The sequence below is a fragment of the Chitinophaga hostae genome (assembly GCF_018224885.1).
In the GTDB taxonomy this organism is placed as follows: Bacteria; Bacteroidota; Bacteroidia; order Chitinophagales; family Chitinophagaceae; genus Chitinophaga; species Chitinophaga hostae.
In genome coordinates this window covers 136033-153665 of record NZ_JAGTXB010000011.1, presented here as the reverse complement: position 1 = coordinate 153665, position 17633 = coordinate 136033, and the positions used below count along the sequence as shown (strand labels likewise).

Annotated in this window: 13 protein-coding genes; 8 read left to right on the top strand and 5 right to left on the bottom strand. The window is 48.0% G+C overall.

What is annotated here, in order from left to right:
• Nucleotides 1-8: 8 nt before the first annotated feature.
• Both KE626_RS21650 and KE626_RS21645 read right to left on the bottom strand, forming a co-directional pair.
• The gene (locus KE626_RS21650; RefSeq protein ID WP_249207625.1) at nucleotides 9-1280 is read right to left on the bottom strand and encodes a TolC family protein; all 1272 of its coding nucleotides are present in this window, start codon (nucleotides 1278-1280) and stop codon (nucleotides 9-11) included.
• A 66-nt stretch (nucleotides 1281-1346) separates the two neighbouring features.
• Nucleotides 1347-1967: a TetR/AcrR family transcriptional regulator gene (locus KE626_RS21645; protein ID WP_211975061.1), complete on the bottom strand. Its 621-nt coding sequence runs from the start codon at nucleotides 1965-1967 to the stop codon at nucleotides 1347-1349.
• A gap of 120 nt (nucleotides 1968-2087) precedes the next feature.
• Here KE626_RS21645 and KE626_RS21640 point away from each other — a divergent pair, with 120 nt between their 5' ends.
• Nucleotides 2088-2801: a DUF2071 domain-containing protein gene (locus tag KE626_RS21640; RefSeq protein WP_211975060.1), complete on the top strand. Its 714-nt coding sequence runs from the start codon at nucleotides 2088-2090 to the stop codon at nucleotides 2799-2801.
• 141 nt (nucleotides 2802-2942) lie between these two features.
• Nucleotides 2943-5477 (top strand): phosphocholine-specific phospholipase C, encoded by a 2535-nt coding sequence (locus tag KE626_RS21635; protein WP_211975059.1) that lies wholly within the window; start codon nucleotides 2943-2945, stop codon nucleotides 5475-5477.
• Nucleotides 5478-5707: 230 nt separating this feature from the next.
• Here the strand turns inward: KE626_RS21635 and pafA are convergent, their stop codons facing one another.
• Nucleotides 5708-7366, bottom strand: a complete 1659-nt coding sequence (pafA, locus tag KE626_RS21630; protein WP_249207623.1) for an alkaline phosphatase PafA — start codon at nucleotides 7364-7366, stop codon at nucleotides 5708-5710.
• A gap of 358 nt (nucleotides 7367-7724) precedes the next feature.
• Here pafA and KE626_RS21625 point away from each other — a divergent pair, with 358 nt between their 5' ends.
• Nucleotides 7725-10031: a WG repeat-containing protein gene (locus KE626_RS21625; protein ID WP_211975058.1), complete on the top strand. Its 2307-nt coding sequence runs from the start codon at nucleotides 7725-7727 to the stop codon at nucleotides 10029-10031.
• Between the two features lie 13 nt (nucleotides 10032-10044).
• Complete coding sequence (locus KE626_RS21620) at nucleotides 10045-12348, top strand: WG repeat-containing protein (protein ID WP_211975056.1); 2304 nt, start codon at nucleotides 10045-10047, stop codon at nucleotides 12346-12348.
• 105 nt (nucleotides 12349-12453) lie between these two features.
• Here KE626_RS21620 and KE626_RS21615 read toward each other — a convergent pair whose 3' ends face one another.
• Nucleotides 12454-14055, bottom strand: a complete 1602-nt coding sequence (locus KE626_RS21615) for an ABC-F family ATP-binding cassette domain-containing protein (RefSeq protein ID WP_211975054.1) — start codon at nucleotides 14053-14055, stop codon at nucleotides 12454-12456.
• A 308-nt stretch (nucleotides 14056-14363) separates the two neighbouring features.
• On the opposite strand from KE626_RS21615, the gene KE626_RS21610 reads away from it, so the two are divergent.
• The 4 genes from KE626_RS21610 (at nucleotide 14364) to KE626_RS21595 (ending at nucleotide 16224) form a co-directional block, all read left to right on the top strand.
• A complete protein-coding gene (locus KE626_RS21610) occupies nucleotides 14364-14885 on the top strand; it encodes an RNA polymerase sigma factor (RefSeq protein WP_211975053.1) in 522 nt (173 codons plus the stop codon).
• Complete coding sequence (locus KE626_RS21605; protein ID WP_211975052.1) at nucleotides 14866-15123, top strand: hypothetical protein; 258 nt, start codon at nucleotides 14866-14868, stop codon at nucleotides 15121-15123. Before KE626_RS21610 ends, KE626_RS21605 begins: the two co-directional genes overlap by 20 nt.
• Nucleotide 15124: 1 nt before the next feature.
• On the top strand, nucleotides 15125-15748 hold the full coding sequence (locus KE626_RS21600) for an ATP-dependent Clp protease proteolytic subunit (protein ID WP_211975051.1): 624 nt from the start codon (nucleotides 15125-15127) through the stop codon (nucleotides 15746-15748).
• Nucleotides 15749-15852: 104 nt separating this feature from the next.
• Nucleotides 15853-16224, top strand: coding sequence for a VOC family protein (locus tag KE626_RS21595; RefSeq protein ID WP_211975050.1), 372 nt, complete (start codon nucleotides 15853-15855; stop codon nucleotides 16222-16224).
• On the opposite strand, the gene KE626_RS21590 is transcribed toward KE626_RS21595, so the two are convergent.
• Nucleotides 16225-17613, bottom strand: a complete 1389-nt coding sequence (locus KE626_RS21590) for an efflux transporter outer membrane subunit (RefSeq protein ID WP_211975049.1) — start codon at nucleotides 17611-17613, stop codon at nucleotides 16225-16227.
• Nucleotides 17614-17633 lie beyond the last annotated feature (20 nt).

Here is a 17633-nt window from a genome sequence, read left to right as displayed (position 1 = left end):
ATAATTGATCAGTTGCCGGAAGTGTTTTTATAATTGTATTGAGCCTGTAATAATTGTATACTATGCAGTATGCGGGATTGTTTGGCGAGGTTTTCCGCGTTGAGTTGCGCGATGTATTCGTGCACAGTGATCACCCCGTTATCCAGCTGCGCCTGTGCGGATTTTCTAACGGACGAGCGGAGGGTAATGGCATCGTCGTCCTGGTTGATCAACGCCGCATACTTTTCTATGTCCTGGTTTTGCTGCCGTAAATTCAGGTTGGTGTTAAAGAGAAATGTTTCTTTGCTGATATCCAGTTGGCGGCGGTTGATGTCGAGCAACTGCCGGTGATTTTTCAGTGAATATAAACTGCCGAGCGACCAGTTTAACCGCACGCCGCCCATCCACCAGGGACCAAATTTATTTTCAACAATATTCAGGGTAGGGCGGCCATAAGCGCCCTGCAGGAAAGCGTTCAGCTTTGGCAGGTAATTAGATTTCAGCTGTTTCTCCTGTACATCAAAAGCCTGCTTTTGTATATCATAGTAAGAGATCTCGGGCCGGTTAATACCTTGTTGCGGCGCCACGGGGGCGGGGTAGGTAAGAACGGTGTTGTCGTCCAGCGGCTGATTGATAAATACCGACAGCATTTTCATATAGGCTTTACGGTTAGCACTAAATTCTGTGGCGGCCATTTCGGTGTTCACGATCTCTGCTTTCAGTTCATCTACATTACTGCGATAAGCAACGCCGTTGACAAGGGCTGCCCGGGCTTTATCGGCTGCGCTTTGCAGGTCTGTTTTCCTCAGCTGATTTTGTTGCAGCTGTGCTTCCATCAGCAAAATAGCAAAGTAGAGCTGGGTGATGCGGTCTTTGATCGCATAAAGATTTACTTCCAGTTGCTGCTGCTGAATGGCTTCATTCGCCCGGCTGCTTTCTTTCTGGTATTTCATTACACCGCCGTCATACAGCTGTTGGGAAATCTCTGCCTGGATCTTGTATTGATCTTTGCTGAGCTCAGGCGGATGAAGCCCGGGCAGCGCCGGCAATACATCGCCGAAGTCGATGGTCTGCGACTGGTAGCTGGCTTGTCCGCTAATGTTCAGCTGCGGGAGATAAAGCTTTCCCGCATTTTCCACGGAATACCTGCTGCTGCGCACAATCAGATCGTGTTGTTTAATCAGCGGATAATTCTGCCGTGCCAGCCTGAAACACTCATCAATGGTGAGTGCCTGGTCTTGTGCCTTTCCGGATAACGCACCGAATAATAAACAGCAACACATTGCTTTGAATAAGTTCATGATGCAATATTCAGTTTGAATGATTGTTTTGAAAAGTTGTTCAATTTCCGGGCAAAAAAAATCCGGTTATTTCAGCATACCTTTTATCCAGACGGGGATCAGCTTCCGTCTTTCTTCCATCAGCGCTTTAAATTCACTCGGCTTTACCACCTTATTCCTTTCCAGTAAGGGCCGGGCCAGGAAAGGCATTACCACAAAACCAATCATGTTCATCATCAGCTGGATAGGCGTTACGGATAGTTTGCCTTCCTGGTGCAGGGCGTGGAGCTGCTGGAAAAAGTGCGACTGGAAAATGGCGTTTTTCCGGTTGTCTTTCGACAGTTCATCACTGCCCGCAAATATTTCATTGACCATGAAAAGCGGGAAATCGGGATTGCTCAGTAGCAGGTTGATATAATGATCTACTACCTGTTCTACTTTCTGCTGCACCGATAGCTGTTCATTATTTAATACCAGCACCACGGTGGTGATCAGCTTCTCCACTACCTCCGCCATTACAAACTGGAATAATTTCTCTTTGCTGCGGAAGTAGTAGTTGACCAGCGAAAGGTTAATATCCGCTTCTGCCGCGATGTCCCGCACTTTGGTGGCCTGGTATCCCTTCTTGGTAAACACGATCCTGGCCGCCGCTTTAATCCGTTCTTCTGTAGAATCATCCATCTTTACTTTCTTTTCACTTAAAGGCATAATCAGTTCATTATTTGACAAAGATACAAAATTGAACAACTTTTCAAAACAATTGTTCAATTTTTAATTTTGAAGCCGGTAGGGAGATAAAGCTGTACCTTGCAGGTCAATACTCCCTATATGCAGTTACCCACTATTCATGGTTATATAGACCGCCGTATTCTAGTCAATTTTACAGTGACACCTTCTGCGATACAACCCTTACTGCCAGATACTTTCCGGCCGAAGCTCTATAAGGGAAAGGCTATTGCGGGTATTTGCCTGATCCGGCTAAAACATATCAAGCCGAAAGGCTTACCCGACTTTATAGGGCTGTCGTCCGAAAACGGGGCGCACCGCATCGCGGTAGAATGGGAGGAAGACGGCGTCACCAAAGAAGGTGTGTATATTCCACGGCGCGATACCTCCTCCAGGTGGAATGTGTTTGCGGGTGGTCGCTTCTTTCCTGGTAAACATCATCTCGCACGGTTTAATGTAAAAGAAGAAAACGGGCATTATCATGTTGATTTTACCAGTTCAGATGATACGCGCATCTCCATAGATGCAGGTGTTACTAACGAATTTCCCCGGGACTCTGTATTTGAAACCCTCGATAATGCGTCCGACTTTTTTGCCCGTGGTGCAAACGGATATTCTCCCAATAAGCAGCATACGCTGGATGGCCTGCGCCTGGAAACCTATAAATGGGAAGTGAGCCCCCTGCGCATGACGCAGGTGCATTCCAGTTTCTTTGAAAATACTTCGTTGTTCCCTGTCGGCTCCGTACAATTTGACAATGCGTTACTCATGACCCGGGTGGAACATGAATGGCATACGCTGAAAACAAAAGGATGAATCCATCCTGTTTTTTAAGCCGCACATGGTTGTTCGGCGGCATGATTACATTTAATTAATGAGCAGGACCATTGCATTCTTTGGGAATGTTTTTTATTTTGTTTCCAACAGGGCAATGTAAAAAATCTACTCAAACATACTATGGACTCACGCAGAGAATTCCTTAAAAAATCATTTTTGTTATCCGGAGCAGCAGGGTTGTCGACCATGATGCCCGCTTCTATTCAACGGGCATTGGCAATAGACCCGGCGCCAGGCAGCACCTTCCTGGATGCAGAACATATCGTGATCCTGATGCAGGAAAACCGTTCTTTTGATCATTGTTTTGGCACCCTCCGGGGCGTTCGCGGTTTTAATGATCCACGTGCCGCATGGCTGCCGGATGGTAACCCCGTATGGTTTCAAACAAATGAACATGGTGATACCTATGCGCCGTTCCGCCTGAATATAAAAGATACCAAAGCAACCTGGATGGGCGCATTGCCGCACTCCAGGCCCAGCCAGGTAGATGCGTATAATGGTGGCCGTTATGATAAATGGCTGATAGCCAAACGGCCGGGCAACAAGGAATATGCGGCCATGCCGTTGACCATGGGGTATTATACACGTGAAGACCTGCCCTTCAATTACGCCATGGCAGACGCTTTCACGGTATGTGACCAGAACTTCTGTTCTGCCATGACCAGCACCACACCTAACCGCTCTTTTTTCTGGACCGGAAAAATTGTACACGAAGAAGATGGTATTCCCAAAGCGCATATCCGCAACGACGATTACAGTTATGCCAAATTACCTTGGAAAACATTTCCCGAATTGCTGGAAGAAAACGGCATCGCCTGGAAATTTTACCAGAATGAAATTAGCTGTGGCGGAGGATTTAAAGGAGAAGAGAGAGCCTGGTTGGCAAACTTCGGCTGCAACCTGCTGGAATTTTTTGCCGTCTATCATGTGAAGTTTTCTGACCGCTATATCAACGGTTTGATGAAACAGGTGGAAACATTACCGGACGAAATCAACAAGCTGCAGGAAGCCAGTCCCTCTTCTGATGATGCTGCCGCAAAGATCCGTACCGAGATTGCTAAGAAACAGGAAGTACTGGACAACGCCAGCAAAGAGTTGCTGAAATGGAATAGAGAAAGCTATGAGAAATTAACGCCCGAACAGAAAACACTGTATCAGCGCGCGTTTGTAGTCAATAGCAATGATCCGGCGTATCGCAATGTAACCAAGGTGGGGTATAAAGACGGGCAAAAGGAACGTGAAATAACAGTACCCGCCGGTGATGTGCTGCACCAGTTCAGGAAAGATGTAAACGATGGCGCACTGCCTTATGTGTCCTGGCTGGCAGGGCCGCAAAATTTCTCCGATCACCCCAGCGCCCCCTGGTATGGCGCCTGGTACGTATCAGAGATCCTCGATATTCTTACACAACGTCCGGAAGTATGGAAGAAAACTATTTTCATCGTAACCTACGATGAAAATGATGGCTACTTCGATCATGTGGTACCGTTCTCGATCTGCGACAACAACAAACCGGGTACAGGAAAATGCTCGGCGGGTATTGATACGGAAATAGAACAGGTAAGGCTGGCGCATGAACTAAAGCAGGGCGTGCCGGAGAAGCAGGCAAGGGAAGCCCCGGTAGGACTGGGTTTCAGAGTGCCGATGATGATTGCTTCGCCATGGAGCCGTGGCGGTAAAGTATGTTCGCATGTTTTTGAACATACCTCCACTTTACAGTTCCTCGAAACATTTTTTAATAAGAAGCTGAATAAAAAACTGCACTGCGAAAATATCAGTCAGTGGAGACGGACCATCAGCGGGGATCTCACGGCGGCCTTTAGTCCGTTTAATACCACTACGCCGGCAAAGGAAATATTTTTGAACCAGCGCCGTGTGGTGGAAAATATCAACAACGCCCGCTTCAAAGATGCGCCTACCGGCTTCACAAAGATCACGGAAACGCAAACAACAGCTTATAAAAATAACCGCCGGCCGGTATCCCTGCAACAGGAGAACGGTACCCGCCCGGCCTGTGCCTTAACCTATGAGTTGCTGGCGGATGCACAGTGGCAGCCGGAGCAACAGCAGTTGTTACTGAAGATGACGGCTGCAAAGGAATTATTTGGCGAAGATGCTTCCGGTTCTCCCTTCACGGTATATACCGCACTTCCCTATAAGGATGAAAAAGAAAGTACCCCGGATGCCTGCAGAAGCTGGGCATTTGCAGTAGCCGCCGGTGATACACTCACGTATGAATGGCCTGCAAAAGCGTTTCCCGATGGGCATTATCATTTGCACCTGCACGGACCCAATGGTTTCTACCGCGAATTTGCCGGCACACCCAGGCATCCGCAGCTCGATATTCAGCTGGGTTATGAAAGCGCCGGCGCATTAAAAAAGAAAGCAACCGGGAATCTTACGTTACGTATAGCCAACACCGGTAGTGCCAGCCGCGATATCAGCCTCGTAGATAATGCCTATAATGGAAAGATCATCCAACGCAAAGTGGCTGCGGGCCAGCACCTCGACCTGGTACTGCCCCTGCAGAAAAGCCAGGGTTGGTACGACTTCACTATCAAGGCGAGCGGCTTTGATACTTTCAGCCAGCGCTACGCCGGTAAAGTAGAAACAGGAGCGGAAGGGACAACAGATCCGTTCATGGGGAGAGCGTAAAGCGGAGGGGAACGCCTTCGGCGTTTGTCTTTGGGCAGGATTAATGTGATTATCATGATTATGATGATTTTATTTCTTCATTGAAGGACGCTTACTTCTTTTTGAAAGTGTTCGCTAACATGATAAAGATATAGCTCTGAAAAAGCTAAAATCAGTACAATCATCATAATCACATTAATCCTGCCCAAAGACAAACGCCGAAGGCGTTCCCCTCCGCTTTCAACATTCGCTTAAGGCAGCATACTAACTACCGGTTTCCCTACGCAACCGCTGGGCATCTGTATATGCAGCATCGCGGCAAGGGTGGCGGCAATATCTGTCATATGCACGGTTTCATTGGTAGTGCCGTGTTTTACATGCCAGCCCATAAACACCAGCGGAATATGAATGTCAAAAGGATTCCAGTTACCATGTGTGGTGCCTTTCAATGAACCTTCAAACCATCCCGGTTCAGGAATAACAATGACAGAACCAGTACGTTTGCGGTTGTAGCCATTGATGGCCATGGTATTGATTGGCTCCGGTAACGGGTTATTGCCGATATTGTCAAGGTCGGCTGCAAACTGTATACCGGGTTGCACTTCAAAATATTGGATTGTTGCTTTCTTTATGGCATCATAATCAAGTTTCGAGGCGGCTATCTTTGCTTTATCATAGCTAACATGATAGTTCATAAAGGAAGATACCAGTTTACTTACACCAAAACGCGCTGTCAGCGTGCTATCCAGGCCACTGATCAGTGTCCGGCTTTCTACAGGGCCGGATGGTAAGTTGTGTTCCTGCATAAATTTGATAGCGTGTGCTGCGCCATGATCGGCGGTGAGGAACACGAGGTAGTTGCCTTTTCCTACCTTCTGGTCGAGGTAGGTGAAGAAAGCGGAGAGGTCCTTATCCAAACGCAGATAGGTATCTTCTATTTCAATGGAGTTAGGACCATATTTATGGCCTACGTAGTCGGTGGAGGCACAGTTGATTGTCAGGAAATCAGTAGCCGTGCCGTTGCCCAGGTCATATCCTTCCACTGCTGCTTTGGCGAAATCGAGGGTGAGGGTATTACCGGAAGGAGTAGAGCGCAGGTTGCCCGGCTCTTTTTTATACACGTCCTTCATCTGGTGCGGGAATACAGGCGCTTTTTCGCCGGGGAAAGTACCTTCCCATGCTGCATTGTCTTCGCTGCTTTGCGCGTAGGTATGAATGGGGTATAATGTTTCCCATGGCTTCGACATGAGTTGCTGCGGCTCCTTGCGGTCGTTGAAGCTTTTTACCCAGGAAGGCAGTTCCTTCATATAATAGGTGCTGGTGATAAAGCTACCGTTGCTGTCGTCCAGCCAGAAAGCGCCATTGGGCGTGTGTCCGGCAGGAAGGATAGAGGCGCGGTCTTTCAGCGATACGCCTACTACTTTGGAGCGGAAGTTGGTAGCCAGTTTCAGTTCATCGGTAATGGTGGAGGCCAGCAGGTTACGCGGCGACATTTTTCCTGCGCTGCTGCTGCTGCCAACAGATTGCACGGTGGTATCTTCGGTGCAGTACCATTTCCTGCCGGTGACCTGGTCTGGCCAGTCGTTGCCGGTAATCCCATGGATAGCGGGCACGCTCCCTGTATATATGGTGCTGTGTCCTACAGCGGTAAAGGACGGTAGGTGACTGATAAAAGTGTTTTCACAGGAAAATCCATCTCCCAGTAAGCGTTTGAAGCCACCGGTTTCATAACGGTCATAATAACGGTACAGGTAATCCCAACGCATCTGGTCTACCACAATACCCACAATCAGCTTGGGCTTTTCATTGACTTGGGCAACTGCCGTCATCCCTTGAAACGCCGTAAATGCGCCCAGGATAGCGGAGGCCATCGTTTTCGTCATGCCATTCATAATGCAGATTTTTTTCATTTTTTTGGTTCACACCCCAAAATGGGAATCGACAAACGTAACAAAAAATTAACAAACGATCCATCTCTTTTACATGAACGAATGTTAACTACTGTTAAAGATATTTTTGAGAGATGCAGATCTCAGGAGTGATGAAAGATACGTGGGTTTGGCAGGTTGCATTTCGCAGAATGAATACAGCAAAGGGTTTTACACGGCTGTAGTTGTTTTGTAGATCCTGTTGTATATACGATGTAGGGATATAAATTTGGGTAGTAATGCGAAAGAGCAACATCTTTGTGCCAGTTTTTTCAGCAGGAGCCAGGGAGCTCCTGCCGTAAAATGAAATCATTGCTTATCAAAAAGCCCCTGCATTGAAATGAAAGGAAAATACCTGGCCATTGTATGTTTGCTGTCGGGTGGACCGTTATCCGCCCAGCAACCCGTTATCGCCGACTATCTCGACCGGTTCGACGGCGAGTTTGCCACCGTGATGATCGCCCGCCAAAAGCAACTGCTTCATCATTCCGGGAAAGTACTGATAGATAAGCTGGAAAACATCAGCTACTACCGCAGTGCGGTGGGAGTGAAACACAATGCGTATGGCGCATTTAACGACGCCGGAAAGATCATAGCACCGTTTAAGTTTGACGACGTAACGATCCGGGACGAAAAAGATGAAAAGTACCCGGAGAAAAATTATCATTTTGCTATTACCCGCCTCAATGGCCGGTATGGGGCTGTCGATAGCGAAGGTAAGCAGCTCTGTGCACCGGTATACAATGAAATTGACGGGCTGTCGCCCCGGCTGATAAAAATAAAAAGAGATGGCTTGTGGGGTTGGGCGGATATGAAAACAGGTAAAGTGTTGCAATCTCCCAAATATGAACAGGTTGATAACAGCTATGTACGTGACAGTACTGTACAAATAACACAGGACGGCAAACGTGGGCTGGCGGCGGAAGACGGCAGCATCATTGTAAAACCGGCATATGAATCGTTTAATTACCTGGGCTACCAGGGCAGTACTTTTTTTGGTTATACTATCAATGGTAAAACCGGGATCATGAACAAAGCGGGCCATCCTATTACGCCTGCCATCTATGATAAATGCAGCCGCGGGCCCTCACCGGTGCTGTTTGCCGTTACGAGTAATGACAAAACCGGTATTACAGATGCTGCCGGGAAATTGCTGCTGCCGCTGCAGTATACCCGTGTAGAAGGCGTGGCCAATGCCATGAAGGCTTACATCGGCACCAAATGCGGGATCATCGGCGGAACCGGCAAAGAAATAATACCGGTGCAGTATGATGATATCAAAGCTTTCAATACAGCAGGGCAGGAGATGTACGACCTCATCATTTCCGACGGTAACCAGAAAGAGGAAGCCGCGCAGCCTTATTATTTTATGGTAAGAAAAGGCGCCCTTACCACCTTATTTGACCAAACGGGAAAACAACTGTTGCCTTTTAAGTATGCGAAAACAGCACTCTATGCTTATCATGATAGCCTGTATATACAGGTAACCGAACAGGGTAAAACGGGGCTGCTGGATCTGCAGGGCAAAACCGTGCTGCCCCTGGTATATGAAGACCTGTTATCCGGATACAACGATGGATTTTCTTACCAGGATGATGCTGCCGGAAAGGATAGATCTGATTACCTGCCGGTATTAAAGAATGGAAATCTGGGCTTGTATAACGTACGCAGTGGTAAAGAAATGCTGCCTCCTGTTTACAACCGGATCCGGTGGCATAACAGCCATATCCTTTCTTTAAGCAGCGGAGATAGCGCTTCGATGGCCGACAGGTCGGGCAGGGTGATCAAAGCGGCTAAAAAGTATGGATTTTTTACCGCGGTTGATACCAACCGCATCGTGGAAACACAATACCCGGATAATGGAACTACCCTGTGTATACTCACGGACCTCGCCGGTAATAAATTATACACAAACCCAAGCTGGGAGTTCAAGGAAGATACCTATTCCCGCGCGCTGTTGCCGGCAGAGGAGAGAAACGGCCATGCGCAGTTTAACAACGGTCTGCTGAAAATATGGGGCGATCCGCGTAACAATGTATTTGTAGATGAACAGGGAAAAGAAGTGGTGTTTGAAAACTACAGTTTTGTAGGCGACTTCCGGAATGGGCTGGCCCTGGCGGGAAAGGACCTGTCGCCGGAGCATACGGTTTACGGCATCATTAACCGCCAGCAACAGGTGGTGTTGCCTGTTAATTTAAATGATATCACCACCTTTCAGGATAGTATTTTAATGATCCGGCAGGCGGATATGAAAGGATTGATCCGGAAAGACGGCAGCATACTGCTTCCCGTAGCATATGAGCGGATAGATAAGATGTATGGTCAGCCATATATTAAAGTAACCGCGAAAAAGAAAGAGGGAATTACAGATATCAACGGAAAAATAATATTGCCCGCAGTGTATGACGAAGTATCGTACTATGAAAAAGCAAAATTGTTCAAAATAGAAAAAGCAGGAAAAAGCGGTATCGCTGATGCAAAAGGTAACATAGTCATCCCTGTATTATATGATGAAATGGAAGTGAACAGGAGTTACGACAATATTTTCCCGCTACTGGTGAAAGAAGGGAAATGGTTTTTCTATCTCGATAAAGATGGAAAACCATTCCCTTACCGTTCGCTGAAGAAAAAAAGCTACAATGATTAAAATGACCCGGACTATGACCATGCGATTGTTCCTGGGCGCCGCCCTGTTGCTGGCTGCCGCCGATACTGTTGCGCAGAAAGGATCTGTGTTTGTGAATGGACTCGCCCGCGTAGAAGAAAACGGGCAGAGTTGGTATATCAATACAAAAGGCGAAAAAGTGTTTGACTCACCCCTGGCCGTTTATCATCCTGCCGATGCGCTGGCAGGTACCGGCGAAGGTCACTCGATCGTGTATACCAACGAAAAAGAACAACTCATGCTGGTACGCCGCGATCATAAAACGGGCCTGATATCCGATCAGGGTACCTGGCTGCTGCCACCGGAGTATGATACCATTGATCTGCAATGGAAGACTTACCTGCGGTTGAAAAAGGACGATAAAGTAACCTATGCCGATACCCGCGGAAAGTTATTGCTGCCACTGCAGTTCGAGGAAGTTGGCATTTTGGATGACGATCATTTTGATGTAAAAACAAACGGAAAGTGGGGCATATTCAGCACGCCGGAAAATAAACTCGTTATTCCCGCTATCTACGATGGTTTTGATTATTGCGGCGGCTGCGGCAGTAAAGGAGCCTATGTATTTGCACAGAAAGATGGCAAATGGGGAGTAGTGGATTTTGAGAATAAAACACTGATCCCTTTTGAATACGAACATGAACATATGTTTATGCGCAGCGATAACTGGATCCTGTGCTTTAAGAAAGCAGGAAAGGAAGTAGTGCTGAATCTCTCGGCCAACAAGGAATACCTGGCGCCGGAATATACCGATATGGAGCTGCTGGGTAATGGCCTGCTGAAAGCCCGGAAAAATGGCCACTATGGTCTTATCAGGGAAGATGGTACCCTGGCGGCAGATTTTGTATATGATGAAATAAGCAGTTCTTATGGAGAGGCTGACGCGGGGCCCTTCCTGGAAATTACCAGGAATAAAAAAACAGGGATCATCCGGGAAGACGGTAAAATCATCATCCCGCCAACATATACGGGCAACATCACCTGTTTTGCGGATTGCTTTATCGTTCCTGTAAATGGTAATTATAACTTACTGGATACGATGGGCAAAAAGTTGCTGGCAAAAGATTACAACGAAATCACCGGTATGTATACCACTTTTGAAAAAACTACCGCACAACCTTTGTTTAAGCTGAAACAGAAAGCGCTGTACGGATTTTATAACCCGGTAAATAAGAAAACCGTTGAACCGGCTTTTTTCGACATAGACCGTACAGATCCCGAATCCTCGCTGGCTGGTTTACTGGAAGTAGTATACCAGGAGAAGAAGGGCTTGTATAACGTATCAGGAGAACAGCTGCTACCCGTGGCTTACCGCAGGTATGCAGCTTTGTCGCCCGCCTTACTGGCCATAAAGGTGGGAGAACATGCCGGCGTATACGATATCAAAAATAAACGGATGCTGTTGCCGGCGAATTTCGATGATATCACTGTACTGCCCGACAACAACCTGTTGCAGGTCACCATCACCCAGGAAGATGGCAGTTATAAAAACGGCATTTACGATATTAAGGGAGGGACAGTGCTGCCCCTCGCATACAGCAGTGTGCAGCCGCTAAGGGATCATCAGTATTTGCTTACCGCCGATAAAGGGGATAAGCGTCAATACATCCTTTTTAATGGTATTAGCCGCCAACAAACGCCGCTGCCATACGATAGGATAGCAATGGAAGAGGCGTCGGACAGGATGCTGGTCAGCCGTGGAAATAAAGCCGGTATGATCAATGCAAAAGGGGATATCATCCTGCCATTGGAATATGATGAAATCACTTTTTTAAAGAACAACAATATCCTGCGGCTGATAAAGAAAAAAAGCGAAACGGAATGGCTGTACGGTTATGCAGATAGCAACGGAAAAATACTGGTACCACTGGTATACGATTATGATAACGACTATGGTTATGTAAGCGACCGTGATACTGCTTATCTGGCGTTATCGAAAAGAAATAAAGATGAGTATACCAGGGGCCTCGCTACTTTACAGGGGGCAATACTAATACCGCCGGTGTATGACAGGGTGCTGTACGAAGAGCATGGGAGAGGCTTCCTGGTGAAGAAAGACCAGCAGTTTGCAGTGTTGAACAATACCGGGCAGCAGGTTACCACACAGTTGTTTGATGATGTGATGCTGGCTGCGCCAGCGGGTTACGGCGCAGGCAGTGTTAGTTATTCATTCCCCCTGCTTTGCAGGGATGGGGATCATTATCAGTACCTGGGAGAAGACGGGAAGCCATTGTCTTTCCGGCTAACGGAAGTAATACCGTTTGCGCCGGAAAACTATGATGGCATCCTGGAATTGTAGTAACGCGCAAGACTGAAAGCATAAAGCTCATCGAAGCGAATGAACCCGGCAGATTTAAATATGCCGTCTTCATCATCCGCTTCGATGAGCTTTCAGCTTTTTGCTTTACGCTTTTGCCAATGCAATTTCAGTTCCCGCATTTACCTCCCTGATAAAGTTTTTATCGTGAGATATCACCAACAATGTTCCTTTATAATCAGCAAAGATCTTTGTCAGGATATTAATATTGGCAAGATCCAGGTTATTGGTGGGTTCATCGAGCATAATCATATCCGGTGTTTTGTTTTGCAGGGTCATACTGCAAAGCGCCAGCCGCAACATTTCCCCTCCGCTCAGCACCGCGCAGGATTTATCCCAGGTGTCGGGTCCGAAAAGGAAATTCACCAGTACCGTTTTTACCATGGCGGTTTCGAGACCGGTTTCATTAAAGGCCAGCACCTGGTCTAATACGGTTTTACTGCGGTCTATCAGGCTGTAATCCTGGTCCAGCAACAAGGTGCGGGTATCGGCTACGTATAATTGCCCGGTAGTGGGCATCACACGACCCAGTATCAGCTGGAATAAACTGGATTTACCGCTGCCATTGGGACCAGTAATAGCCAGCCGGTCGCCACTGCGGATAGTAAACGAGCGTGGTGATTCCCACAGCAGTTGGCCGTCTGTCCAGCCGTAATTAAGCCCGTTTGCCTCCACCAGTATTTTTCCGCGATGTAATCCTGACTGTTCGAAGAAGCCTTTCATGATGCGTTGTAACTGTGCCATGGCGGCCACTTCCTGGTATTCTGCCCGCAGCTCGCTGACTTTATCGGTATGTAGCTGGTCCAGTTTGGCGGTGGATACTTCCGCGGCGTTCTTCCGGCCATTCAGCAAAATTTTTGGTATACCACCTGTCTTCGCTTTTTTCCTGGCCTGGGCGTCTGCATGCTGTTTGCGTTCTATCGCTATCTGCCGCTGTTTTTTTGCTTCCTTCCAGGTTTTTTCCTGGTGGGCGATGCGCTGCTGCAATGCATTTGTTTCCACCTCTTTTTGTGCTGCGTAAAAATCATAGTTACCGCCATAGGCTTTGATACCATCGGCCTGCAGTTCCCAGATGGGGTGGCAGAGGCGCAGCAGTTCTCGGTCGTGGCTTACAACCAGCAAGGTGCAATTGGTGGTGGCCACCCATTGATACAGCTGTTCCCGCGCTATATAGTCGAGGTGATTGGTGGGTTCATCCAGCAGTACTACCGGAGGTTCAAATATATCGATACCGGAAAGAAACAGTCTTGTTTTTTCACCGCCGCTCAGCGCTGATAGCGGCTGTTCCGGCCGGATGGCCGGGATGCCCCATTTTTCAATGGCAGCCTCGTAGCGGGCGGCAATATCCCAGTCGTCGCCTATGATGTCAAACAGCTGCGGATCAGTGTCTCCGTCGATCACGGCCGATAGGGCGCGTAACTTTGTGTCGATACCAGCGGCAGCGGCTACACTGAGCTGGTTGAAATGCCCGAAGTGTTGCGGTACATAATATAGTTGCTCACTGGCCGCAACGGTACCTGTATAGGCTTTTTCCTGGCCGGCAATGATCTTTAATAAGGTAGACTTGCCCGCGCCATTATGCCCGGCAATGGCCGCCTTTTCTCCTTTGTTAAGCGTAAAATAAATATCCTGGAACAGTGTTTCTCCGGAAGGGAGCCGGTAAGCAATATCCTGTGCGCTGATAAGCATATAATAATATCGTTTTGAAATGAATGATCATGGACATAGTCCGTTTGCAAGGGCGGGAGATGATGGTCATCATTTTCATGTCAGTAAATTTAAATGAACAGATCAGCGTATGCTTCGGCATCGCTGTATTTTTTGCAGTGAATAAAATACTTATGTATGGAAAAGCACGCCGGGTGGCGTGTTTACAGGATGAGCCTGATGGTGATATGTGGGTTATAATTTCATGATGGGGCAAAGGTAAAAAAATAATCTTAAATTTTGGGTGATATCCCTTCATTTTCTGACACTGGTATATAAAACGGTTTCATATGCGTAATCATGAAGACCAATGGCTGGAGGAAATATACAGGAACTTGCTTCCACAGGTAGCAAGAATGGTACACCGTATGAATGGTAACCTGGAAATGGCCAAAGATGTGTTCCAGGATGCAGTCATCATCTACCTGGAAAAACAACGGCAGCAAACATTGCCTGCCAATGTTCCGGCACAGGCATATATTATGGGGATCGCCAGGATTTGCTGTATCAGGAAAATGAAACAAACGGGGCGTTATACATCTCTCGAAAATATTAACAGCGACATCAGTGTACCGGCAGATTATTATGCGCTGCCGCCGGTAGAGCGATCTGTGCTCAACTACGTAAAAGCCGCCGGGAAACGGTGTTTGCAACTGTTGCAGGCATTCTATTATGATCATCTTTCCATACAGGAAATAGCAGCCGGATTTGATTTTAAAACTCCGCATTCTGCCAGCGTGCAGAAATACAAGTGCCTGGAAAAAGTAAGGGAACAGATTAAACAGTCAGACTATGCGGAAACAGTTAGCTGAAATACGGGAAATAGACCGCTACCTGTTGCAGGAAATGACCGCCCCGGTGCGACTGGTATTCCAGGCCCGTATGCTGGTTGCACCGGCCTTGCGGGAAAAAGTACGCTATCAGCGGAAAGCCCTGCAGCTCTTGTTTTGGCTGGCCAGGGAAGAAAAACGCGCACAACTGGATATTGTTTTTCAACGGCTCATGAAAGAAGATCACTTTCACCAATCCATCACTTCAATTTTTAAATAAAATGGCATTTCTTGTTCCTACGGTTATCGACGGCGATAGCCGCGGCGCCTTTGATATATATAGCCTGCTCCTGAAAGAACGGATCGTTTTCCTCGGTACGGCTATCGATGACCAGGTGGCTAACCTCATGGTGGCGCAGCTCCTGTACCTCGACAGTGAAAACCACCGGCCCATTAATATGTATATCAACAGTCCCGGCGGCGTTATTTACGCGGGACTGGCCATCTACGACACCATGAAAATTCTTAAGTCGCCGGTATCCACCATGGCCGTGGGTTTCACAGGTAGTATGGGCACCATTATTCTCACTGCCGGTGCTACAGGACAGCGGTTTGCGCTGCCCAACGCCACTATCCACATGCATCCATCCAGTGGTGGCGCCAAAGGATATACAGAGGATGTAGGCATCGCTTTCCGGGAGCAGCAACGGTTACAGGATAAAACATTCCAGGTAATATCAAAACATGCCGGTCGCACTGTTGAAGAAGTAGCCGCGGCATTTAAGAATGATCACTTCATGACCGCCATGGAAGCAAAAGAATTTGGATTGGTGGATGAAGTGCTGAACACTACAGAAACCTTGCCTGCATTGCCTTTTCGCCAGGAGCTGCTGATAGGGGCTTAAATTTTTCCATTATCTTATTGTCATTGTATTGATTTTTGCTGCACGGGTAAACAGGATGTTGTAAATTCAGCCTACTGTATCTGCAACAAAAGCATTGTATTGTCATGAGATTAAGAGTCGCCCGGCACACCACTTCATTAGATCAGATCATCACTTTTTACCAGGAGGTATTAGGCTTCCGGCAATTAGGATCTTTCCTGGATCATAACCGCTATGATGGCGTATTTCTCGGTATTCCGGGAGAAAACTGGCACCTGGAGTTTACGGTATCGGACGAGCCGCCCCAACATCAGCCCGACGATGATGATGTGCTGGTATTATACCCCGAAACAAGGGAGGCATTTACCCGTATACTGGAGAAGGCCAGGAAGGTGGGTACTCCGGAAGTAAAAGCAAAAAATCCTTACTGGAACAAACATGGTATTACCCTGGTAGATCCCGATGGTTTCCGGCTGGTGCTGGTCATGGTGACATAGTTATTGCCATCCGCCACCCAGTGCACGGTATAGGAATACAATGGCCTGCAGCTGTTGCAGGTGATCATTTATTTTATTGAGTTGGGCAGACAGCAAACTTTGTTGTGCATTCAATACCTCCGTATAGTTCGCGAACCCGTATCTCACCAGTTCCTGGGTATATTCTACCGACAACTGCAGGTTTTGCAGCTGCAACCGCCGTGAGTTGGCCTTTTCCTGTGCTGTTTGATACGAATACAAAGCATTGGATACTTCCTGGCCGGCCGTTAATACCGCTGTGCGGAAGCCGAGTGCTGCCTGTTGCTGCTGTTCCTGCGCTATTTTCAGCCTCGTTTTGTTGACGCCCTGGTTAAACACCGGTTGGGCAAGACCGGCAGCCAGGTTACTCAGCCAGGACCCCGGGCCGGTGAGCGAAAAATAGCTGGTGTAACCGCCGGAAGCACTGATGGTAAGGGCAGGGTAGAAGTAGGTACGCGCTACATTGGTCTGTTCAAAATAATACCGCAGGTTATATTCCGCTGCCCGCACATCCGGCCTGTTGGCGAGCAGTTGTGCCGGCACGCCTGTTTTTAATAGCATCACGGGTTCCTGCTGATCAATACTACCTCTTGCTACAGGGCCGGAAACCCTTCCCAGCAAAAGGTTTATCGTGTTTTCCGTTTCCCGGATAGATTGCTTCAGGTCAGGAATTGTTACCTCCGCGGCGTAGCGGCTTGCTTCACTTTGCACCACCGCCGCCCCGGTTACCACATCTGCTTTTTTCAGCTCCTTCATAACCTCCACGGTGGCCTGCCAGTTGACTACTGTTTTTTGCGTGATAGCCAGCTGCTGATCCAACGCCATCAGGTTGTAATAGTTGTTCGCAATATCGGCAATTAAACCCGTTTGTACCGCCTGCGCGTTGGCAGTGGCCTGTAACATGGCCGCAAGACCCGCACGCCGGCTGCTGCGCAGCTTACCCCATATATCAGCTTCCCAGGTGGCGGTGAGTTGCGCACTGTATTGTTGCGGTATAACGCTCCTGCCTGTACGCTGTTGATTGGAGGCGCCGGCAATGGTTGCCCCGGCGTCCGCATTCACCGCAGGATACAGCGCTTGCCGGCTTTGTGAGTAGCTGGCGGTAGCCTGCCGCATACGCGACCAGGCTACCTGGAGATCCAGGTTATTACGGATGCCTTCCGCAACCAGTTGCTGCAGCAGGGTGTCGGTAAATATTTCTTTCCAATGCAGCGTAGCGATGGTATTGGTATCGGTGGCGGCTATATCCCGGTAAAGATGGTTGTCGGCGATAACCGGCGACTGGTAGGGTTTTATAATATGGCAGGCCGATAATAGTAATGCTATACCGCCGCTTAGTAAAATAATATGTAATGAAACACGAAAACGCATGTACTAATATTTTGATGCCC